We start from the raw sequence: 22,219 nt of genomic DNA, 5'->3' as shown, positions 1-22,219 counted from the left end.
ATGATTTTAGATTTTAGATTTTAGATTTTAGATTGCAGCTGATTTCTTCGAAATCATATTGATGAATCGTATTTCTAAAATGTATTGTTTTTTATTTTTTTGAAGGTTGTTTTACTTTTTGACAAGTGGCGCAAAGTTAAAGAAAAAGGAACAGAATTAGGCTGTTAGCTGAGGTTAGAATGAGTTAATATTATCTAAAAATTTGATTGGATATTAATATTTTCGAAGTCATTAAAATTATGCCGAATCTTCTTTTTACAAAAGGGTGTAAAATTTAAAATTAGACCAAAAATAATGGGGTTTTAAAACCCCATTATTTACTTCTTTTTTTAGTCTAAACTATTTTTAAGTAATCGAAGCTTTATAAATAGCTTTAATTGTATTACTAAGTGTTGTGTCAAAATAGGCATCAGACTGATCAGCATTTAAACCTTCGGATAATGCCCTTGAAAAACTCGCAATCAATCCGTGGTTATGAGCAAGTTTGTCATTGGCTTCTTCTCTTGAATATCCACCAGACAAAGCCACTACACGCACGACATGCGGGTCTGAAATTAATTCAGTATAAAAATTATTTACTGTTGGAATAGATAGTTTCAGCATCACTTTTACATCTTTGTCTAAAGAATGAAGCTGTTTTAGGATTTCATCTTTCAGAATCTGTTCTGATTTTTCTTTATCTGGACTATAAATATCAACTTCAGGTTCTATAATCGGGATAAGTCCTTTTTCAAAGATTTGTTTTCCAACTTCAAATTGCTGTTCTACAATGTCCCGAATTCCAGCTGCATTGGCTTCTTTAATAACAGAACGCATTTTTGTTCCAAAAACATTTCTTTCTACAGCCCTCGTAAGCAATTCATCTAAATTAGAAATAGGTTTCATTAATTGCACACCATTTGCAGGATCAGCAAGTCCTTTATCAACTTTTAAAAAAGGAACTATATTTTTTTCTTTCCATAAATAGTCAGCCGTCCATTGACCGTCTATTTTACGGTCCATAGTATTTTCAAATAAAATAGCACCCAGAATATAATTGCTGTCAAAAGCAGGACTTTTAATAATTCTGGTTCTCATTTCATGTACAAGTGTGTACATTTCTTCGTCATTTTTATAACTGCTTTCCTCAACACCATATTGCGATAATGCCTTTGGAGTACTGCCGCCGCTTTGATCTAATGCAGCAATAAACCCTTTTCCGGAATGCATACGATTTAATTGTTCCTGGTTTATACTTGCCATAATAATGAATTTTAGTTTTTATAAATCTATGTAATTTAAGCAATTTTCAGAACTTATTGATTATGAGAGAGAAGATTTCTCAAAGACCAATTTTCTCATTTACTTTATCGTATACTTCTTTTACTTTTTTTGGAGGATCAAATCGATAACCTGCAGAAAGTTTTAAAGTAACAATGTTATCATTCAGTCTTGGATCGACTTTTTCATCCTGAGCAAAACTTATAGTGTTAAGACTTGCAAAAGCAAAGAAACGATCATTATTATAAGCGAGTTTTAAATTAAAATCCGCCTGATACAAAGCCGAGGATTCTTTGTCGATTAAATTAATTCCGGCGCCAAGAGCAAGTCCGGCTCCAATTAAAACCCTGTCGCTAATTACGAAATTATAGAAATAGGAGGGAGCGAGTGTAAAAACATAAATATCTCCGGGTGATGAATCGGGAGTATTCAGGTCTAAATTGGTATAATAAAAAGAAAAAATAGGGATAAAGCTTCCGGAACTTTTAATCTGCCATTCGTTTTGACTAATTAAGGTTTTAAAAGAGAATTTGTCATTGAAGATATAAGAAGTCGAACCGCCGATTTTGGTTGTCCGCATACTGGGAAGCTGTGCCGTAATGCCATCGTCATTAATATAAAACCCTTTCTGATTAATGAAAGAGAAAGACTGCATCCATTTTTTATAATAAAAACGTGTATTAAAATTGAAATTTTTTGATTTTGAATCGCCTTTGTTTCCACCTAGAAATTTCGGTGCAAAACCTACTGTTACATCAATAATTTTATAGTTTAAAGTAAAACCAATCTGTTCTCTGCGATTGGGGATGAGGTCAACATAAAACCGCTCTCCGTTTTCATTTGATGCAATCTGAAAACTATTAGAAGTGTTTAAATAATAAGTGCTGACTGTAATTTTATCTCTGTAGGATTTAAAATAGAATTTTTGCAGAGAATCATTTTGGGCGAAACATCCAAAAATGCTGGTAAAGAATGCTATGTAAATTATTTTTAAACACATAGAGACATAGTTTTTAGATAATTTGAAAATACGTTTCGTTCAAAATATTTCACATAAATGACATGTGAAAAATGTAATTTTCTAAAATATCCTCTAAGATAGGTCTTTAAATTTATGTTTCTATGTGTTGAATAAATTTTAGGCTATGACATTAAACCCAATCAATCGGATTTTGCAATACTTTTATCAATTTTTCTTCCTCACTTCCGGCTACTGGATGATGATCATAAACCCATTGCACGTGAGGCGGCAGACTCATCAGGATACTTTCAATTCTTCCGTTGGTTTTTAAACCGAATAATGTGCCTTTGTCATGAACCAGATTAAACTCAACATAACGGCCGCGGCGAATTTCCTGCCAGTTTCTGTTTTTAGGAGTATATTGCAGATTTTTTCTTCTTTCTACAACCGGAACATATGCTTGAAGGAAACTGTTTCCGACTTCGGTTACAAAATCATACCAGTTTTCCATCGACATTTGCTCATTTGCTTTGCAATAATCAAAGAATAAACCACCAAGACCGCGCGCTTCGAAACGATGTGCATTCCAGAAATACGAATCACATTGTTTTTTATATTTTGGATAAAACTCCGGATTGTGTTTGTCGCAGGCTGTTTTACAAGTTTGATGAAAGTGTTTTGCATCTTCTTCAAACAAATAATAAGGCGTTAAATCCTGTCCGCCGCCAAACCATTGTTCGATTACTTTTCCAGAATCGTCATACATTTCAAAATATCGCCAATTGGCGTGCACCGTAGGAACCATGGGGTTTTTCGGATGTATGACCAAACTTAATCCACATGCAAAGAAATCAGCTTCACCCACACCAAACATTTTTTGCATGGTATCTGGAAGTTTTCCGTGAACTGCTGAAATGTTTACGCCGCCTTTTTCAAAAACAGCTCCATTTTCAATAACGCGCGTTCTTCCACCGCCGCCTTCAGGACGTTTCCATAAGTCTTCACGAAATTTTGCAGTTCCGTCAACAGTTTCTAATCCAGCACAGATTTGGTCTTGTAAATTTTGTATGTAGGCGTAAAATTTGTCTTTCATTGTGATTATTTTTTGGCTTTCGCCGAAGCTATTTTGGTATTTATTCCAAAAGAAAAAACTTTGCTTTCCTGCTGAATATATTGATAAATCACTAAAGCTTTATCAGTAAAATTATAATTTTCATCTTTAGAGAATTCGATTAAAATATCTCCAAATTGTTCTAAATGTTCCCAATCAAAATGAAGTCGCATTAATAATGTAATCAGATCTTCATTCGTTTGACTTGATAAAGTTTCGAAATTTAGCCCAATTTCTTTTAGCTGATCTTCAATGTTTTCTTTTTCTAAATTATTCAAAGGATAAGGAACATACATAAGAGTTCGTAACGTTTTGAGGACGTTATCAATTCTTATTTTCTCTTCGTCTCTTAATCCTTTGTTGAGCATTTTATTTCGTTTCCTGCAAGGTTTTCAAAACCTTGTAGGTATTGGTTATATATTAAATTAAATATAATGATCTTGTTTTAGACCTACAAGGTTTTAAAAACCTTGCAGGACAGATCGAAATCATTCAAAAGTATAAGTTTCATTTAAAAACTTATTTTTTTGATTATGGCAAAAAACGAAATTTTCTAAATCTCCAAATAGACTTAAAGCTTCATCTCGTTCTATTTTTGTTTCTCGATTTGATAAAAAAGCTTGATAAGATGAAAATTTAAAGCTGGTAAAGTCTAAATCGAAATGATGTTTTGGATTTAAATGAACGTAAACAATCAGTCGTCTTAAATAATTTTCATCATTTAACTTTATTCTTTTAAAATGTTTTTCGAATAAACTTCCTGTTCTGTTGGTTTGTTTATTAAATGCTTTGGCATAAGAATTAAACAAGTTTGAAAATGCTTGTATTACTTCTTTTTCTTCTATGTTTAAACGAATAACTAAATGAAAATGATTGTTCATCAAACAATAAGCAAATATGGAAATTCTATTTTCCAAATATTTAGCTACTTGCTTTAAGAAATATAGTTTGTTAGAGTCATTTTCAAAAATGGTTGTTCCATTAATGCCTCGGTTATAAATATGGTAATAACAATCTTTTTTTAATACCTCAAGTTTCATTCGTAAGTTTTTTTATATTTATTGTAGGTTTTTACTGTAAATATAAAAACAACTTTTAAACCTGCAAGGTTTACAAAACCTTGCAGGAATGTTACTTAAGACTAAAACTATTGCCCGTATTCCTTAACCGCGTCAATAAACGCTTTTGCGTGATCTACAGGAATATTTGGTAAAATACCGTGACCTAAATTTACAACATATTTATCTTTTCCAAACTCATCGATCATTTCATGAACCATTTTCTTAATAGTCGGAATTGGAGAAAGTAATCTCGACGGGTCAAAATTTCCTTGTAAAGTAATATTTCCACCAGACAAATAACGCGCGTTTCTTGCCGAACAAGTCCAGTCTACTCCAAGTGCAGAAGCGCGGCTTTTACCCATTTCGCCAAGAGCAAACCAACAACCTTTTCCGAAAACAATAACCGGAGTTAAATCGGCTAAAGCTTCAACGATTTGGTTGATATATTTCCATGAAAATTCCTGATAATCAACAGGAGAAAGCATTCCTCCCCAAGAATCAAAAATTTGAACAGCATCAACACCCGCTTTTACTTTTTCTTTTAAGTATAAAATAGTTGTGTCTGTAATTTTTTGTAATAAAGTATGCGCAGCAGCCGGATTTGAGAAACAGAATCCTTTTGCCATATCAAAACTCTTAGAACCACGACCTTCAACAGCATAACAGAAAATTGTCCAAGGCGAACCAGCGAAACCAATTAATGGCACTTCGTCGTTCAGCATTTCTTTAGTCAATTTAATTGCATCCATTACATAACCAAGGCTTTCCTGAATATCCGGAACATAAACTCTGTGAACATCTGCCATAGAGCGAATTGGATTCGGAATAAATGGTCCGATGTTTTCTTTCATCAAAACTTCAATACCCATTGCCTGAGGCACAACTAAAATATCAGAAAATAAAATAGCCGCATCCGGAGCGATTCTGCGAATAGGTTGTACCGTAATTTCTGCTGCTAATTCAGGAGTCTGACAGCGAGTGAAGAAATCGTATTTATCACGTAATTCAATAAATTCCGGTAAATATCTTCCGGCTTGACGCATCATCCATACCGGCGGACGCTGAACAGTTTCTCCTTTTAGTGCTCTTAAAAATAGGTCGTTTTTTAACATTTGTTTTTTGCTTTAGGCTTTAAGCTTTAGGCTTTAAGCGGTGTTTGTTTTTTTGCTTTAGGCTTTAAGCTTTAAGCTTTAGGCCATCACATTGATTGTTTTTGTTTTTTTGCTTACGGCTTATAGCCTAAAGCGTATTGCTTACTTGTATTCATTAATTACATCTTCAATCACGTCTTCAATCGTTGGCTGATCTGCGATGATGATGTTTTTGGTAATTTTATGTAAAGCTTCTGCTGTGGTTTCGCCAATACAGAAACAAAGCTGTTTGTTTATAGTGTTGTCTTTCAGGTAACTTGTAACTCCAGACGGACTAAAAAACAAAAGAGCTTCAGGATTTGCTTTTATTTTCTGAGGCTGAAGTGAAGTTTCGTAAACCTGAATTTCATTGAATTGTATTCCAGCTTCTGTTAAAGCTTCCGGTAAAGTATCTCTTCGAAGATTTCCACTGAAAAAAGTAAAACTTTCTTTATTGTAAATCAGAGCAATAATTTCGGCCAAATCAGATGCGTAACCTGTGTAAGCCACAACATTAAAGCCATTATCGCTTAAAAGCGTTTTGGTTTTTAGACCAACACAGTACACATTTTTCTTTTTTAATTCTTCTGATTTTGGATTTGACAAAATACTGTGTACGGCATTTTGACTTGTGAAAATTAAACTTTCGTTGAGGTTTTTTAATTCGAAAGGTTTGTTTTCGGTTTTGATGAAATCAGCTTCAATTACTTCTAAACCAATTTTTACCAACCCTTGTTTTTGAAGAGGAGATAATATTTTAGTAGATAATATCTGAATTGGGTTTGCCATTATTTTTTCAGGGATTCTTTGATTTGCTGCATTAATTCCGTTCCGCCATTATTCAAAATCTCCTGAGCAGAGTTGAAACCTAGTTTTTTCCATTCAGAAATATCAACCGTTTTGTTGATTTCCAGTTTTTGTTTTCCATCGATAGAAAGTAAAACACCTTGAAAATGCAAAGTGTCTTCATCTTCATTATATTTTACTAAAGCTCCAATGGGTGCTGTACATCCGCCTTCAAGCGTTCTTAAAAACTGACGTTCGATATGCGTACAAATTTCAGTTTCTATATCATTTAATTGAGAAAGGGCATCCAAAGTATAGTTGTCATTCTCCATTCCCACAACTAACATTGCGCCTTGTGCCGGTGCGGGAATCATCCAATCAAGATTAATGAAATTTTCAGGTTTTAAGTTTATACGCTCCAAACCTGCAGCGGCAAAAACAGCTCCGTCCCAATTATTATCCTGCAATTTTTGCATACGAGTGTTTACGTTTCCACGTAAATCAACCACCGTATGATTTGGGTATTTATTGAACCATTGCGCCTGACGACGTAGACTTCCCGTCGCAATTATACTTGGATTTGTAAAATCAGGATTTCCTTTATGGACTAAAATATCCAGAACATTGGCTCTTGGCAAAACCGCCGCCTGAACAATTCCTTTTGGTAAAGCCGTTGGAACATCTTTCATAGAATGTACTGCGATATCAATATCACCATTGATCATGGCAATGTCAAGCGTTTTGGTAAAAATTCCGGTAATTCCCAATTCGTAAAGAGGTTTATCCAGAATAATATCACCTTGAGATTTTACGGCAATAATTGTGGTTTTATAACCTAAATCATTTAGTAATTTCTCTACAGTATGTGCCTGCCAAAGTGCTAATTCGCTATCGCGCGTTCCAATTCTGATTGTTTTTTCTGCCATGTTTTGTTTTTTGAACAATATACGTTATATAAGTGTAAGCAGTTTGGGCAAAACACGAACTTTTATTAAATGAACTTATATAACTTATATGGTTTAAAATTTATTTAAGATGCTTTTATTTTAAAGACTTTTTCGATCCATTCGATGCTTTCATCAACCATGGTGTTATCGTCTTTTAAATGATTTGCAAAATGAGTAGTGATTTTCTGGATGATTCGGTTGCTTATGATTTCAGCTTGCTCTTCATTAAAATCGGCAATTTTTTTACTTTGAAAATCCAATTCAGAAGCTTTAATAGCATTTAGTTTTTCTTTTAAAGCATTGATTGTCGGCGCAAATTTGCGGCCTTTCATCCAGGTAATAAATTCGTCTTTAATTTCTTCGATGATTGCTTCAGCAGCCGGAATATGTAATTTTCTGTTTTCCAAAGTTTCATCTGTCAACTGAGACAAATAATCCATATGAATTAAAGTTACACCTTCTAATTCTTCAACATTTTCATGAACGTTTTTCGGAATTGACAAATCCAGAATCAGTAAAGGTTTTTTCAAATTCAAAATTGCTTTGTCAACTGTTGGATTTTGCGCGCCGGTTGCTACAACCACGACATCGGCTTTTTGAAGTTCTAAATGTAATTCAGAATAATCTTTAACAATTAAATTTAATTTTCCAGCCAGTTTCTCGGCTTTGTCTTTAGTTCGGTTTATTAAAGTAATATGTTCATTTTTAGTATGTTTTACTAAATTTTCACAAGTATTTCTTCCAATTTTTCCGGTTCCGAAAAGCAAAATGTTTTTATTGCTGATGTCTTCAACATTCTTCAAAATATATTGTACAGAAGCAAAAGAAACCGAAGTGGCACCAGAACTGATTTCAGTTTCATTTTTAATTCTTTTACTTGCCTGGATAACCGCATTGACTAATCTTTCCATAAAAGCATTGGCCAGGCCTAATGATTTTGAATGGATAAAAGAAGTTTTGATTTGAGATATAATTTCAAAATCGCCCAGAATCTGACTATCTAAACCAGTCCCTACGCGAAATAAATGATTAATTGCTTCCTGATTTTTATAAACGAAACCAACTCTCTGAAAAGCGTCAACAGAACCATTGCTGTTATCGCAGATAAGTTTAATTAATTGAAATGGATGTTCTGCAAAACCGTATACCTCAGTTCTGTTGCAGGTCGAAGTTACAAGTAAACTTTCTATTCCATCTTTTTTAGCTTGTTCCAGCAAACGCGTTTTGGCAATTGCATCCAAACTAAATTGACCTCTGACCTCAGCATCAGCTTTTTTATAACTCAGACCAACTGAGTAAAAATAAAGGTGTTTCGGTACGTTATTGTTTTCCATAAATTCACTTCATAAAAGTGCAACAAAAATATTATTATACCCTTGATAAAAATAACGCTAAAAGTACTTTTTATGTCGCTGTATGTTTTTTTGAACCTAAATAGGTGTTTTTGAGTAAAAAGGACTATTTTTGTAGCAAAATCAACTCGTTTGAAGCGATTTGTTTAGAGTGATTCTAAATAACATTTTGCATTTGTTTTGATTTTTGTTTTAAAAAAATATCGCTATGGGTTCTCAAGAAATTATTAAAATTGAAGACGACTTTACGCTGATCCGTTTTCAAAACGATGGCACTGAGCCTTTTTATGCACAGCATGAAATAATAGGTACTGGCCTGATACAGTTTCATTTCGGGATAAAAGGGAATGCAAAATTTTTATTCAATCAAGGCAATTATGCTTTAGAATTAAAAGAAGAAAAATCGCTGCTTTTATATAATCCTCAGAAAGAATTGCCACTTAATTTAGAGCTGGCTCCAAACTCATGGGCGATCTCGGTAATTGTATCGATTAAAAAGTTTCACGCCTTATTTTCTGCCGAAGCCGATTATATTACTTTTTTAAGTCCTGATAATAAGGATAAAAAGTATTATAACGAAGGAAATATAAGTCCGTCAATGGCAATTGTTTTAAGTCAGCTGTTTCATTATAATCTACATCCGTCTATAAAGAACCTTTATTATAAAGGAAAAGGATACGAATTGTTGAGTTTGTATTTCAACAGAACCGAAGACCCAAATGCAGAACAATGTCCGTTTTTAATTGATGAGGATAACGTTTTAAAAATCCGAAAAGCCAAAGAAATTATCATCGCCAATATGGCTGAACCTCCGGGATTGCAGGAACTGGCAGATGAAATTGGTTTAAATTTGAAGAAACTAAAAATGGGTTTCAAACAAATTTACGGCGATACAGTTTATGGTTTTCTTTTCGATTACAAAATGGATTTCGCGAGAAAACTTTTAGACAGCGGTTCTTATAATGTAAACGAAGTAGGATTGAAAATAGGCTACAGCACCGGAAGCCACTTTATAGCAGCTTTCAAAAAGAAATTTGCCACGACTCCAAAGAAATATTTAATGTCGATTAATGCGAATGTTTAATGGAATGAAAAAAGTTTCTTTTATAATATGTGTTGTTTTCTTTAACTGTAAATCACCAGACAGTCCGTTGTTGACTGAATATAAAAATCAAGCTTTACATGATATTGAAGTTGACAGTGTGAAAACATTTACTTATGGTTTGCCATTTATTTCTCCTATTGAATCTCAAAGAAAAATTCAAGAAGCAAAAAAGCATAAACGAGATAGTATTTATAATAAATATGGTTTATTTAAAAAAAATGAAGGATGTGTAATTGGCGACAAAAAATTGGATGAAGCAATAAGTGCATATCATAAAATAACAGATTCTTATTTAGAAAATAGAAATGGAAAAGGATGGAAAGAAAAAATGGAAAAAGAATTAAGCAAATATTAAAAGCATCAATTTTATAAATAAGAACATAATTAAAAAGTAATAATTATCATATTTCCAAAAAGCAGCAAGTTCTACTTTTGACAAAAATTTTAAAAAACAAATAAAAAAGCTTAAAGCTAATGCTTAAAGCCTAAAGCAAAAAATATGAAAGGCGTATTATTAGTAAATCTAGGATCTCCGGATAGTCCAACGACAAAAGATGTTAAACCTTATTTAGACGAATTTTTAATGGATAAATACGTGATTGACGTGCCGTATTTGTTGAGAGCATTATTAGTTCGTGGAATTATTTTAAGAAAAAGACCAGAAGAATCGGCTCACGCTTACGCGAAAATTTGGTGGGAAGAAGGTTCGCCGTTAGTGGTTCTTTCAGAAAGAATGCAGAAAAAGGTTCAGCCACTTGTGAATGTTCCAGTTTCTTTAGCAATGCGTTACGGAAGTATGACAATCGAAAAAGGACTTCAAGAATTGAGCGATAAAGGAGTTACAGATGTAATGCTTTTTCCTTTATATCCGCAATACGCGATGGCTTCCACTTTGACTATTTTAGTTAAAGCTGAAGAAATTCGCAAGAAGAAATTCCCTCACATGAAATTTACTGATGTTCCGGCATTTTACAACAAACCGGATTACATCAAGAATTTGGCAGATTCAATTCAGAAACATTTGGTTGGTTTTGATTATGATCATTTGTTGTTTTCGTATCACGGAATTCCAGAACGTCATATTCGCAAAACCGACGTAACTAAATCGCATTGTAAAATTGACGGTTCTTGCTGCAACACACCATCTCCGGCGCATGAATTCTGCTACCGTCACCAATGTTATGAAACTACAAGACAAGTCGTTAAATTATTAGGACTTCCAGAAGACAAATACAGTCTGACATTTCAATCACGTTTAGCGGGAGACAAATGGTTGGAGCCTTACACTGATGTTGAAATTGATAACATGCCGGCAAAAGGAATCAAGAAATTGGCAGTTGTTACACCAGCTTTCGTTTCAGATTGTTTAGAAACTCTGGAAGAAATCGCGATGCGCGCCAAAGAAGATTTTGAAGCAAATGGAGGAGAAGAATTCTTAGCAATTCCATGTTTGAACGATGATGACGAATGGTGTCAGACAGTAAGCAACTGGATTAACGATTGGGCGAAATAGAAGAAAGAGGCAAGAGTAAAGAAAATAGACTTTATGGAATATTATAACTACTTAAAATCACTGCATCTTATATTTGTAATAACCTGGTTTGCGGGTTTGTTTTATATTGTGCGTTTGTTTGTGTATCAAATTGAGGCCAGTGAAAAGCCTTCTCCAGAAAAAGAAATTCTGCAGGCGCAATACAAAATAATGGCCTACCGTTTGTGGTACATTATTACGTGGCCTTCGGCGGTTTTGGCAAGTATTTTTGCTTTTTGGATGCTGTTTTTTACAGATGCAGGGCATATTTGGCTTACACAATCGTGGATGCACGTAAAATTATGTTTCGTTTTCCTTTTGTATTTATATCACGGAAAATGCCATCAGATTTTCAAACAACTACAAAACGATGAGGTAAAATATTCAAATAATTTTATGCGTTTATGGAATGAAGGTGCAACGATTATTCTATTTGCTGTTGTATTTTTAGTAGTTTTAAAAAGCGCTATAAACTGGATTTTCGGCGTAATCGGAATTATTTTATTCTCGGTTTTAATAATGCTGGGATTCCGTTTTTATAAAAGAATAAGAGAGAGAAAATAGTTTTCAGTCGCAGTCACGGTTTTCAGTTTTTCTGAGACTGAGACTGAGACTGAGACTGAGACTGAGACTGAGACTGAATACTAAAAAATATGTTTAACTTCAAAATGTCAATGCTATCCCTTCGTACCAGGATTTTCCTGTCGATGATTGTATTGATTGTTGTAGCATCTTTTTTATTGGCTTCGATTTCTATTATTCAGTTTAAAACAGAGGCCAAAGAATACCATCAGGAACGTTTAGAACGAAAAGAAAATGCGGTAAAAGAACACATCAATTATGTGCTTTCGACTACAACTTATCCGCTGAAAACCCAAAATCTGGATTTAATCTTTAAAGATAAAATTCATGAGCTGGCGCAGATTCATAAAATCGAAATTAATATTTACAGCCTTGACGGGAAACTGCTTAAATCTTCGAAAGAATCTTTTGCAGTTGATAAAATCGCACCGCCAATTCCGGAATATATTTTAAAGTTAGTTCGCTCTTCAATCGAAAAGCGTTTTGTAGACATAAAAACCATCGACGGAGTTAAGAACAGATCTTCCTACAGTTTAATAAAAGATGAAAAGTTTAAACCGCTCGGTATATTAAATCTTCCGTATTTAGAAGACGACGGTTATTATGATAATGAGTTGAACACCTTTCTGATTCGTTTAAGTCAGGTGTATTCTTTTATGTTGATTGTAGCTTTCGCTTTGGCATATTTCCTTTCAACTTATATCACAAAATCTTTAAAAACCATTTCTGATAGATTAGAAGAAACTAATCTGGATCAGAAGAATGAAAAGATTGTGTTGGAAGCGAATAGCAAAGAAGTTAATTTCCTTATAAAAGCCTATAACGGAATGGTTGACAAATTGGAAGTCAGCGCCATAAAATTAGCACAAAGCGAACGTGAAGAAGCCTGGCGAGAAATGGCAAAACAAGTGGCACACGAAATTAAAAATCCGCTTACGCCGATGCGCTTAACAGTTCAGAGTTTCCAAAGAAAGTTCGATCCGAATGATCCTGATGTGAAACAAAAAATGAATGATTACTCCGAAACCTTAATTCAGCAGATAGACACCATGACGTCTGTGGCTTCGGCATTTTCGAATTTTGCTTCGATGCCGGCTCAGCAAAATGAAACCCTGAATGTTGTTGAGGTTGTCGAACTGGCATTGGATATCTTTAACGAAGATTATATTTCTTTTGAAAGCGATGAAGAAGAGATTATTTCAAAAATGGACCGTACGCAATTGATACGTGTTATTACCAATTTGGTTAAAAACGCAACGCAGGCCATTCCGGAAAGCCAGTTTCAAAAATCGATTGTAGTTACAGTAAAAAGAAGAAACAATAACGTTGAAATTGCCGTAAAAGACAACGGAATCGGAATTCAGAAACAAGACATCGGAAGAATCTTCGAACCAAAGTTTACTACCAAAACCAGTGGTATGGGACTTGGTCTCGGAATTATCAAAAACATCATCGAAAATTACAAAGGAACAATTACCTTTGAATCAACATACGGAAAAGGAACCACTTTTAGAGTTTCGCTCCCTATCACAAACTCATAAAAACAGTCGTTATGAACTACGAAAATATCTTAATTTCTATTCAGGAAAAAATCGCTACAATAACAATTAACAGACCAACTAAACTAAATGCTTTAAACAAAGCTACAATTAGTGATCTGAGTAATGCTATTCAATTATTAGCAAAAAACGATGAGGTTCGTGTTATTGTTTTAACCGGAAGCGGAGAAAAAGCTTTTGTTGCCGGAGCCGATATTTCTGAATTTGCAAACTATACAGTTGTTGAAGGCGCACAATTAGCAGCAGAAGGACAAGAATCGTTATTCGATTTTATCGAAAACCTTAAAAAGCCGGTTATTGCGGCCGTTAATGGTTTTGCTCTTGGCGGCGGATTAGAATTGGCAATGTCTTGTCATTTTAGAATAGCTTCTGATAACGCAAAAATGGGATTGCCGGAAGTAACTTTAGGATTAATTCCGGGTTATGGAGGAACACAGCGTTTACCGCAATTAGTTGGAAAAGGCCGTGCCATGGAAATGATTATGACCGCAGCGATGATTACTGCCGAAGAAGCTAAACACTACGGATTAGTAAATCATGTGGTGCCTCAGGAAGAATTATTGTCGTTTACAAATGTAATCGCTCAGAAAATTATCAAAAATGCACCATTCGCAATCGGAAAAGCTATAAAAGCCATCAATGCAAACTTCAAAGACGGCAAGAATGGTTTTGATACCGAAATAAAATCATTTGGAGAGTGTTTCGGAACACAAGACTTCAAAGAAGGAACAACTGCCTTTTTAGAAAAACGTAAAGCTGAATTTACAGGAAAATAATTTTTCTTAACCGCAAAAAAAATATTAGTTTTTAGCCACAGATTATTTGGATTAAAAGGATTTACAGGAATCTGTGTTAATCTCTATAATCTGTGGCTGATTTTTTTTTGCCCAATTCTTGTGTTCTTTGTGTAAATCTTTGCGACCTTTGCGGTTAAATATAGACAAAGGTTTAAAAAAAAAACTTAGAACCTCAGCATCTCAGAACCTTAGCAACTTAAAAAAATGTACGAACCAATATTTGCCCTTTTTTGTGAACGAGTTAAACAAAGTATTCAAAGCGGAACTTTCGCAAAACTTACTTTGGCTAAAACTATGGGTGATACCGAAATCAAAAACATTTATTTCAGATTGGTTTTAAATGAAGATAATACTTTTTCTATCTCATTAACTTCACGCTACAAGACTGAAGAAATCGAAAGCATTCATACTTTAGATGAAGCTTTACTGGTTTTGGGAACTTACATCAAAAAACCTTTTTTAACCGCACTTTTATTTACAACAGATAATGATGTGACTTTTAAAGTAAATAAAAAGAACGCAGGAAGCATTATAGAACAGCCGCCAACGTTTAAAAATGCTTCTCCGGTTATGTTGGAAATGATTGAGAAGGGGATTGTTTAAATAATATTTTAGTTAATCCTGAAGTAAGAAAAACATTGATGCGTTTTTAGGAATTAAAAAAATGGTTTTTGGTTTTTAAGAATTTATTCTAAAATTTAACCCTCAATTTTTTGTTTGTTTTGTCGTTTTAAATTTTCAATTTGGCATTCAATATCAAATATTTCATTATTGATTTTTTGGAAATGCATATAACAACCTACTGGGACTGCAAACAGAAAAATTAAGGCAAACAGTAAAACAGAATTGTGATAGCCCATTCTATCAACTAGCATTCCCTTTCTTAGAGGAATATATGGGCCAACAAAAGGTGTAATAATTCCAACGACAATTAATCTCCAAATTTTCCACTTCTCTTTTGGGAGTTTTTTTAATTGTGCTTCAAGATCTTTTATTTCATTTTCTGAATTGATTTCAAATTCATCCATAAATTTATATGCTCGATTTACCTTTTAGATGTCTTAAACCAGCTTCACAAACAGATTAGAAGCAATTTTATTTGAAATAGATAATTCCCTTTCATTAACCTTAATTTTCACCGATAAATCAAAAGATTCTTTAGAAAGGAATTCAATTTTAGAACCCAAAGCAATTCCTTGTTTGTCGAGATATTTCAAAAACTCAGAAGAAGTATCTTTTACGCCAACACAAACTCCGGTTTGGTTTTCAGATAATTCAGAAAGTAGTTGCTTTTCAATCTTTATAATTCGGCCGTTTGCATCCGGAATGGGGTCACCATGAGGATCTTCCGTTGGATTTCCCAGAAAATCATCTAAACGATTAATCAATTGTTCGGATTTGATGTGTTCCAATTGTTCGGCAATATCATGAACTTCATCCCAGCTAAAGTTTAATTTCTCTACAAGAAAAACTTCCCATAAACGATGTTTTCTAACGATCATTTTGGCTGCCAGTTTTCCGTTTTCGGTTAACGAAACACCTTGGTATTTTTTATAATTGACTAAATCTTTCTCTGCCAGTTTTTTAAGCATATCGGTTACAGAGGAAGCTTTCGTTTCCATGATTTCAGCAATAGCATTGGTACTCACTTCAGTTTCTAAGGCCGCAGTAAGATGATAGATCGATTTAAGGTAATTTTCTTCTGAGAAGGTCATTTTTTTCTTTTTGAGTAACAAAGGAACAAAGTTGCAAAGTGACAGAGCTAAAAAAAACTTTGTTACTTTGTCACTCTGAACTTTGTATCTTTTTATTTAACAATCAACAAAGGTATTGAAATTTTATGTCTCAATTTATCTACCGTTGTACCAAAAAGAATATCTTTTAATCCAGTGTGGCCGTGGGTTCCCATGACAAGGATATCAAAAATACCGCTGTTAATGATTTCCGGAATTATTTTGTCAGGTTTTCCAAAACCAAGTTCCGTTTCAATGTCAAATCCCTTTTGCGAAAGCATTTCTTTATATTCTAATAATAGCTTTTCATCAATTGTAGTCTCATGATCGTGAATGTGAATTCCGTACATGAGAGCACCAACAGTTTCCACAATATGGATGAGCGTGTATTTTGCATTCATTCCGCCCATTTCAAAAGCATGATTTAATGCGGCTTCATCAGCATTAGAAAAGTCTACAGAAACAGCAATATTTTTAATCGTTTGACTTTCCTTTGGTTTAAAATGAAGTTTTAAATTATGCGGAGAATGATTTATTGGTTTTGATTTAAACTTGGCAATAAAAGGTTTAAAAACAATGTATAAAAGCAAAGCCAGAAACCCAAAAGCCAATGGAATAACGGTAAACCACAAAATGATAGGATTACTTGAGCTTTCAAGCCATGAAGTAATTTCGTCATAAACCAATTTGGCGTTTAGAGACACAATAATCGAAGCAATAATCCAGGAAACAACCTGCGTAGTTCTGGAAATATGAAAACCGTTCATTTTTGATTTATCGCTCACAAAATGAATCAGCGGGATAATGGCAAATCCTAGTTGGAGACTCAAAATTACCTGACTCAAAATTAAAAGCTTTCCGGTTAGGCTTTCACCGTATATCCAAATTACGATTAAGGCAGGAACAATCGCAATTAAGCGCGTTATGATTCGGCGAACCCAAGGCTGAATTCTTAGATGTAAGTAACCTTCCATAACAATCTGTCCGGCAAGAGTTCCGGTTACGGTCGAACTTTGTCCGGCAGCGATTAAAGCGACGGCAAATAAAATGGGAGCCCATTTATTTCCCAATAAAGGTTCAAGAAACTGATGTGCATCCTGAATTTCTGCTACTTCAAACATTCCGTTTTTGTGGAAAGTCGCAGCAGCAAGAATTAAAATGGCCGCATTTACAAAAAAGGCTAAATTCAGAGCAATCGTCGAATCAATTAAATTATACTTTAAAGCTTGTTTAATTCCAGATGGAGTTCTGTCAAACTTTCGGGTTTGAACTAAAGAAGAGTGTAAGTAGAGGTTGTGAGGCATTACAGTGGCTCCGATGATTCCAATTGCGATGTACAATGCTGCAGAATTTGGAATAGAAGGCACAAGTCCGCCGATGATTTTATGAATTTCAGGTTCTGCAAAAATCATCTCAAAAATAAATGAAAAACCAATTATAGCGACCAAAGCAATAATGAAAGCTTCCATTTTTCGGATTCCTTTGTTAATTAGGAATAGCAGAATGAAAGTATCCAGTACGGTAATCAAAACTCCTTCAAAAAGCGGAATTCCGAAAAGGAGGTTAATTCCAATGGCCATTCCGAGTACTTCGGCCAAATCGCAGGCAGCAATCGCAATTTCGGCCAGAAAATATAAAATGTAGTTGATGTATTTAGAATACGTTTCTCTTGAAGCCTGCGCCAAATCACGCTGGGTTACAATTCCGAGACGGGCACTTAAACTCTGTAAAAGCAGTGCCATTAAGTTGCTCATTAATAAAACCCAGACTAAAGTGTAGCCAAACTGACTTCCGCCGGCAATATCTGTGGCCCAGTTTCCGGGATCCATATAACCTACACTTACTAAATAAGCCGGACCTAAAAACGCTAATATTTTCCTGAAACCTGTTTTTTTATGTTCTGTAGCAACCGATTGGTTTACTTCTTCTAAAGATTTGGTCATTTTAAAAGTATTGTTTTAACAAATATATAGAAAAATTATATTCGCGGAACAATATTTTTAGGCGAGTCTAAAACTTAGATGTTAGAATTTAAACAATTTGGACACAATCCCGAAAGCGTAAAGTTTATCTCTTTAACTTTATAATTGTGCGGCATAATGTAACTTGGTTTTACTCCTTCGAGACAAGTAATTTCATGACAGTTTTCACAGCTGAAATGAGCATGATTATGAATGTGAACTTTTTGATGCGAATGATTGCATTTTGCATATTTCACCGTTCCGTCAAGGTTCGATATTTTATGAATAATATCATCATTTAACAGGCGGTCCAGAATTCTATAAATAGTAACGCGATCGCAAATATCGTTTAATTGCTTTTGAATTTCGGAATGTGACAGGGCTGTTTTCGATTTCTCAAAAACCTCTAAAACGGCTGTTTTTGCTGTAGTGTTACGCGTGGTTTTCATCTTATTTAAAATTAAAAAAATTAACGCAACAATATTGCGTTTGAATTTTATGTGTATATTTGCAACATTATTGCATTAAACAAAAGTACATGAAATGAAGAAAATAACAACACCTTTTTATGATATTTTAGGAATTTCGAGCGCGGCCGTTTGTTTGGTTCATTGTTTGATTTTTCCACTTTTAACCATCCTCCCTTTAGGATTAATTCATAACCCAATTATCGATTTGCTGTTTGCTTCAATTGGTGCATTTGCGATTCTCAAAATTATTAAAAAATCTTGTCTTTTAGTCTCTGTTATTTTAGTCGTTTCAATGGCATTAATCTGGATTAGTGTTTTAAGCGAATTACTTCTCGAAACACATTTGGATTTAATTTATTATGGAGGAACAGGAATGATTATCGGACACTTAATTAATTACAAGTTACACAAAAAAGAACATCATTAAAAATTCAGATTATGGAACAGAAAAATTTTGAAGTGATTATTATTGGCGGAAGTTACAGCGGGTTATCAGCGGCAATGAGTTTAGGGCGTTCATTGCGTCAGGTTTTAGTTATCGACAGCGGTCAGCCTTGTAACAGACAAACACCTTATTCTCATAACTTCATTACACAAGATGGCGAAAAGCCTGCTGTGATTTCGGCGAAAGCCAAACTACAGGTTGATCTTTATAAAACGGTGCAATTTTATAACGGACTTGCTGTAAAAGGAGTTAAGAATGAGAATGGATTTGAAATAACGACACAATCCGGTGAAGTTTTTACATCAAGAAAAATTTTGTTTGCAAGCGGAGTTAAAGATTTGCTTCCTGAAATTAAAGGCTTTGCTGAATGCTGGGGAATTTCTGTTTTACATTGTCCGTATTGTCATGGTTATGAAGTAAAAACAGAAAGAACAGCCATTATTGCCAATGGAGAAATGGGGTTTGAATATGCCAAATTGATTTCGAACTGGACTAAAGATCTGAGATTATGTACCAATGGAATATCCCAATTGACTTTGGAACAAACCGAAACTTTACAAAGACATGGTGTTCATATTTTTGAAGACGAAATAGATTCTTTTGAACATAATGGCGGACATATTCAGAATATAATATTAAAAAACCAGGAAAAAGTAGCCGTAAAAGCCATTTATACCAAACCGCCTTTTGAACAACACTGTTCAATTCCCGCAACTTTGGGTTGTGAACTTAACGAACAAAACCTCCTAAAAGTCGATGCGATGCAAAAGACAAATATAGCAGGAGTATTTGCGAGCGGCGACTGCACAACGCAAATGCGATCTGTTGCCATTGCAGTTTCTACTGGTTCTTTTGCCGGTGCAGTCATTAACAAAGAATTGATTGACGAAGATTTTCGATAATAAAGATTTTTAAACCCGACAGGTTTGAAAATCTATAGAAAGATATTTTTCGTTCAAAATCTAACATATTGAATTCAATCCGTTTAAAATTATTGACAATAGAATCATTATTTGTCAAATTTAATTTTTAGTTTTGTCTAAATTTAATTTTACAACAATGAAATATTTATTTTTGACAATATTAATAATAACAACTAAATCTATATATTCTCAAAATATTACTGGAAAAATAAATTCAGATAGTCCTCTTAGGCAGGAAATTGATATTCGTTTATTAAATACAAACTTTAAAACACAAACAGATTCTCTGGGCAATTACAAACTTGAAAACATTCCGGCGGGAAGTTATAAAATCGCAATAATCTCGACTGGATTCAAAACGTTGACCCAAAAAATAGCATTATCAGAAAATCAAAATCTAAATCTTGATTTTGAATTAAAAGAAGATCAAAATGAACTTAATGAAGTAGTCGTTTCGGGAACTTTAAAACCAGTAAAACGTTTAGAAAGTGCTGTTCCGGTTGAAGTTTATTCACCCGTTTTTTTTAAGAAAAACCCAACGCCAAGTATTTACGATGCGTTGCAAAATATAAACGGAGTCCGCCCTCAGCTTAATTGCGGAGTTTGCAACACGGGAGATATTCACATAAATGGATTAGAAGGTCCGTATACTTTAGTTATGATTGACGGAATGCCTATTGTAAGCAGTCTTTCGACAGTTTATGGTTTATCGGGAATTCCGAATTCTTTGGTTGAACGAATAGAAATTGTAAAAGGTCCGGCTTCATCTCTTTATGGAAGTGAAGCAGTTGGCGGATTAATCAACATTATCACCAAGAACCCAACCAATGCACCAATGTTTACTGCCGATTATTTTACGACGACTTATTTGGAGAACAATCTGGATTTGGGTATGAAATTCAATGCCGGCAAAAAAGCGATTTCGCTTTTAGGAATTAACTATTTCAATTACAATCAGGTTATTGATAAAGACAAGGACAATTTTACAGATGTAACGCTTTCTGATCGTGTTTCGGTTTTTAATAAATGGAGTTTTCAGCGAAATAATAATCGTCTTTTTACGATCGCTGCTCGCGGAATGTATGAAGATCGCTGGGGAGGAGATGTTCGCTGGGAAAAAAAATATCGTGGCGGAGATGAAATTTATGGCGAAAGCATTTATACCAAAAGAGCCGAATTAATAGGAAGTTACCAATTGCCATTTGAGGAAAAACTGATGCTTTCGTTTTCTGGAAATGTACATTATCAGGACAGTCGTTATGGAACAACTTCGTATATCGCCAATCAAAAAATTGGTTTTCTTCAATTGACCTGGGATAAAAAAATCGGCCGAAATGATTTATTGGCTGGAATAGCCAGTCGTTATACGTATTATGATGATAACACGCCGGCAACAAATGAAGCTGAAAAAACCTGGCTTCCGGGCGTTTTTGTTCAGGATGAAATAACCTTTTCTCCAAAAAGCCAGGTTTTGCTCGGAATGCGATATGATTATAACTCCATTCATGGCTCGATATTTACACCAAGATTTGCGTATCGTTTCAAAGCCAATGAAAACACCATTTTTAGATTGAATGCCGGAACCGGATTTAGAGTTGTGAATTTGTTTACCGAAGACCACGCTGCTTTGACAGGTTCAAGAGTTGTAATAATCAAAAACGACTTGAAACCAGAACAATCTGTAAATGTGAATTTGAATTATATTCAGAAAATCAATTTCGGAAATGGAACTTTTATGGGAATTGAAACAACCGCTTTTTATACCCGATTTAGTAATAAAATCATTTCAGATTATGAAACTGACCCAAACAAAATCATTTATGACAATATTGATGGTTATGCATTGAGTCAGGGAATAAGTACCAATGTTGATGTTAACTTTACGAATGGTTTGAAATTTATTTTAGGAGCAACATTTCTGGATAATAAAAATGTTCAGAACGGAATTTCTGAAAGACCTTTTCTAACTGAAAATTTCACCGGAACCTGGAGCATTTCATACAAAATCGAACCTTGGAATTTACTTTTGGATTATACCGGAAATGTTTACAGTCCGATGAAACTGCCTTTACTGAACGAATACGATCCAAGAAATCCAAACTCACCTTGGTATAGTATTCAGAACATTCAGTTTACGTATACGGGCTGGAAGAATTTTGAACTATATGGCGGCGTCAAAAATTTGCTGAACTTTACTCCAAAACAAAATAATCCGTTTTTGATTTCGAGAACAAACGATCCTTTTGATAAAAATGTGCAGTATGATGCAAACGGAAAAGTATTGGTTACGCCAGATAATCCGTACGGGTTAACTTTTGATACGACTTATGTTTATGGACAAAACCAAACCATTCGAGGTTTTTTAGGATTGCGATATACTTTGAGATAAATTTAGGGCACATATTTCATAGCAATATAAAATGAAACAATATAATTTAATTAAACTGGACTGAAGTCCAGCTCTACAATATAAATCGAGCCTATGGCTCTTTAAAGTTCCAACGG

General features: G+C 34.1%; 23 protein-coding genes. 10 read left to right on the top strand and 13 right to left on the bottom strand.

The window, feature by feature from the left end:
- Window positions 1-345: 345 nt before the first annotated feature.
- The 9 genes from ABDW27_RS11825 to hemA all read right to left on the bottom strand — a co-directional run bounded on the left by ABDW27_RS11825 (window position 346) and on the right by hemA (window position 8,590).
- Window positions 346-1,233, bottom strand: coding sequence for a fructose bisphosphate aldolase (locus tag ABDW27_RS11825; protein WP_343698131.1), 888 nt, complete (start codon window positions 1,231-1,233; stop codon window positions 346-348).
- Between the two features lie 88 nt (window positions 1,234-1,321).
- Complete coding sequence (locus ABDW27_RS11820) at window positions 1,322-2,260, bottom strand: DUF4421 family protein (protein WP_343696093.1); 939 nt, start codon at window positions 2,258-2,260, stop codon at window positions 1,322-1,324.
- Between the two features lie 151 nt (window positions 2,261-2,411).
- Window positions 2,412-3,314 carry an oxygen-dependent coproporphyrinogen oxidase gene (hemF, locus tag ABDW27_RS11815; RefSeq protein ID WP_343696092.1) on the bottom strand — a complete coding sequence of 301 codons (903 nt, stop codon included), beginning with the start codon at window positions 3,312-3,314 and terminating at the stop codon, window positions 2,412-2,414.
- 5 nt (window positions 3,315-3,319) lie between these two features.
- Window positions 3,320-3,700: a hypothetical protein gene (locus tag ABDW27_RS11810; protein ID WP_343696091.1), complete on the bottom strand. Its 381-nt coding sequence runs from the start codon at window positions 3,698-3,700 to the stop codon at window positions 3,320-3,322.
- 120 nt (window positions 3,701-3,820) lie between these two features.
- Window positions 3,821-4,372 carry a transposase gene (locus tag ABDW27_RS11805; RefSeq protein ID WP_343696090.1) on the bottom strand — a complete coding sequence of 184 codons (552 nt, stop codon included), beginning with the start codon at window positions 4,370-4,372 and terminating at the stop codon, window positions 3,821-3,823.
- A gap of 107 nt (window positions 4,373-4,479) precedes the next feature.
- On the bottom strand, window positions 4,480-5,505 hold the full coding sequence (gene hemE, locus ABDW27_RS11800; protein ID WP_343696089.1) for a uroporphyrinogen decarboxylase: 1,026 nt from the start codon (window positions 5,503-5,505) through the stop codon (window positions 4,480-4,482).
- Window positions 5,506-5,646: 141 nt separating this feature from the next.
- Window positions 5,647-6,312, bottom strand: coding sequence for a uroporphyrinogen-III synthase (locus ABDW27_RS11795; RefSeq protein ID WP_343696088.1), 666 nt, complete (start codon window positions 6,310-6,312; stop codon window positions 5,647-5,649).
- Window positions 6,312-7,235: a hydroxymethylbilane synthase gene (gene hemC / locus ABDW27_RS11790; protein WP_343696087.1), complete on the bottom strand. Its 924-nt coding sequence runs from the start codon at window positions 7,233-7,235 to the stop codon at window positions 6,312-6,314. The genes ABDW27_RS11795 and hemC overlap by 1 nt, the downstream gene beginning before the upstream one ends.
- A 104-nt stretch (window positions 7,236-7,339) precedes the next feature.
- Entirely contained in the window at window positions 7,340-8,590 is a 1,251-nt protein-coding gene (gene hemA / locus ABDW27_RS11785) for a glutamyl-tRNA reductase (RefSeq protein WP_343696086.1), read from the bottom strand.
- A 226-nt stretch (window positions 8,591-8,816) separates the two neighbouring features.
- Between hemA and ABDW27_RS11780 the strand changes: the two genes are divergently transcribed.
- From ABDW27_RS11780 to ABDW27_RS11750, 7 genes are all read left to right on the top strand, one after another.
- Window positions 8,817-9,692 (top strand): AraC family transcriptional regulator, encoded by an 876-nt coding sequence (locus tag ABDW27_RS11780; protein ID WP_343696085.1) that lies wholly within the window; start codon window positions 8,817-8,819, stop codon window positions 9,690-9,692.
- A gap of 4 nt (window positions 9,693-9,696) precedes the next feature.
- Complete coding sequence (locus ABDW27_RS11775; protein WP_343696084.1) at window positions 9,697-10,068, top strand: hypothetical protein; 372 nt, start codon at window positions 9,697-9,699, stop codon at window positions 10,066-10,068.
- 144 nt (window positions 10,069-10,212) lie between these two features.
- Complete coding sequence (gene hemH, locus ABDW27_RS11770; RefSeq protein WP_012023026.1) at window positions 10,213-11,226, top strand: ferrochelatase; 1,014 nt, start codon at window positions 10,213-10,215, stop codon at window positions 11,224-11,226.
- Between the two features lie 33 nt (window positions 11,227-11,259).
- Window positions 11,260-11,808, top strand: coding sequence for a CopD family protein (locus ABDW27_RS11765; protein ID WP_343696083.1), 549 nt, complete (start codon window positions 11,260-11,262; stop codon window positions 11,806-11,808).
- A gap of 143 nt (window positions 11,809-11,951) precedes the next feature.
- Complete coding sequence (locus ABDW27_RS11760) at window positions 11,952-13,367, top strand: ATP-binding protein (protein ID WP_343698130.1); 1,416 nt, start codon at window positions 11,952-11,954, stop codon at window positions 13,365-13,367.
- Between the two features lie 11 nt (window positions 13,368-13,378).
- Window positions 13,379-14,161 (top strand): enoyl-CoA hydratase-related protein, encoded by a 783-nt coding sequence (locus ABDW27_RS11755; RefSeq protein WP_343696082.1) that lies wholly within the window; start codon window positions 13,379-13,381, stop codon window positions 14,159-14,161.
- Between the two features lie 225 nt (window positions 14,162-14,386).
- The gene (locus ABDW27_RS11750; RefSeq protein ID WP_343696081.1) at window positions 14,387-14,785 is read left to right on the top strand and encodes a hypothetical protein; all 399 of its coding nucleotides are present in this window, start codon (window positions 14,387-14,389) and stop codon (window positions 14,783-14,785) included.
- A gap of 95 nt (window positions 14,786-14,880) precedes the next feature.
- Here the strand turns inward: ABDW27_RS11750 and ABDW27_RS11745 are convergent, their stop codons facing one another.
- The 4 genes from ABDW27_RS11745 to ABDW27_RS11730 all read right to left on the bottom strand — a co-directional run bounded on the left by ABDW27_RS11745 (window position 14,881) and on the right by ABDW27_RS11730 (window position 18,325).
- Window positions 14,881-15,210, bottom strand: a complete 330-nt coding sequence (locus tag ABDW27_RS11745) for a hypothetical protein (RefSeq protein ID WP_343696080.1) — start codon at window positions 15,208-15,210, stop codon at window positions 14,881-14,883.
- A 33-nt stretch (window positions 15,211-15,243) separates the two neighbouring features.
- Entirely contained in the window at window positions 15,244-15,897 is a 654-nt protein-coding gene (locus ABDW27_RS11740) for a metal-dependent transcriptional regulator (RefSeq protein ID WP_343696079.1), read from the bottom strand.
- Between the two features lie 92 nt (window positions 15,898-15,989).
- Window positions 15,990-17,858 carry an Nramp family divalent metal transporter gene (locus tag ABDW27_RS11735; protein WP_343696078.1) on the bottom strand — a complete coding sequence of 623 codons (1,869 nt, stop codon included), beginning with the start codon at window positions 17,856-17,858 and terminating at the stop codon, window positions 15,990-15,992.
- Window positions 17,859-17,932: 74 nt separating this feature from the next.
- Window positions 17,933-18,325, bottom strand: coding sequence for a transcriptional repressor (locus tag ABDW27_RS11730; protein ID WP_343696077.1), 393 nt, complete (start codon window positions 18,323-18,325; stop codon window positions 17,933-17,935).
- A 94-nt stretch (window positions 18,326-18,419) separates the two neighbouring features.
- Here ABDW27_RS11730 and ABDW27_RS11725 point away from each other — a divergent pair, with 94 nt between their 5' ends.
- From ABDW27_RS11725 to ABDW27_RS11715, 3 genes are all read left to right on the top strand, one after another.
- The gene (locus ABDW27_RS11725) at window positions 18,420-18,773 is read left to right on the top strand and encodes a MerC domain-containing protein (RefSeq protein WP_343696076.1); all 354 of its coding nucleotides are present in this window, start codon (window positions 18,420-18,422) and stop codon (window positions 18,771-18,773) included.
- 11 nt (window positions 18,774-18,784) lie between these two features.
- Entirely contained in the window at window positions 18,785-19,693 is a 909-nt protein-coding gene (locus ABDW27_RS11720; RefSeq protein ID WP_343696075.1) for an NAD(P)/FAD-dependent oxidoreductase, read from the top strand.
- Window positions 19,694-19,850: 157 nt separating this feature from the next.
- On the top strand, window positions 19,851-22,103 hold the full coding sequence (locus ABDW27_RS11715) for a TonB-dependent receptor (protein WP_343696074.1): 2,253 nt from the start codon (window positions 19,851-19,853) through the stop codon (window positions 22,101-22,103).
- Window positions 22,104-22,219: the final 116 nt, after the last annotated feature.

Source organism: Flavobacterium sp. (assembly GCF_039595935.1).
Lineage (GTDB): Bacteria > Bacteroidota > Bacteroidia > Flavobacteriales > Flavobacteriaceae > Flavobacterium.
This window is presented reverse-complemented; position numbering and strand designations above follow the sequence as displayed.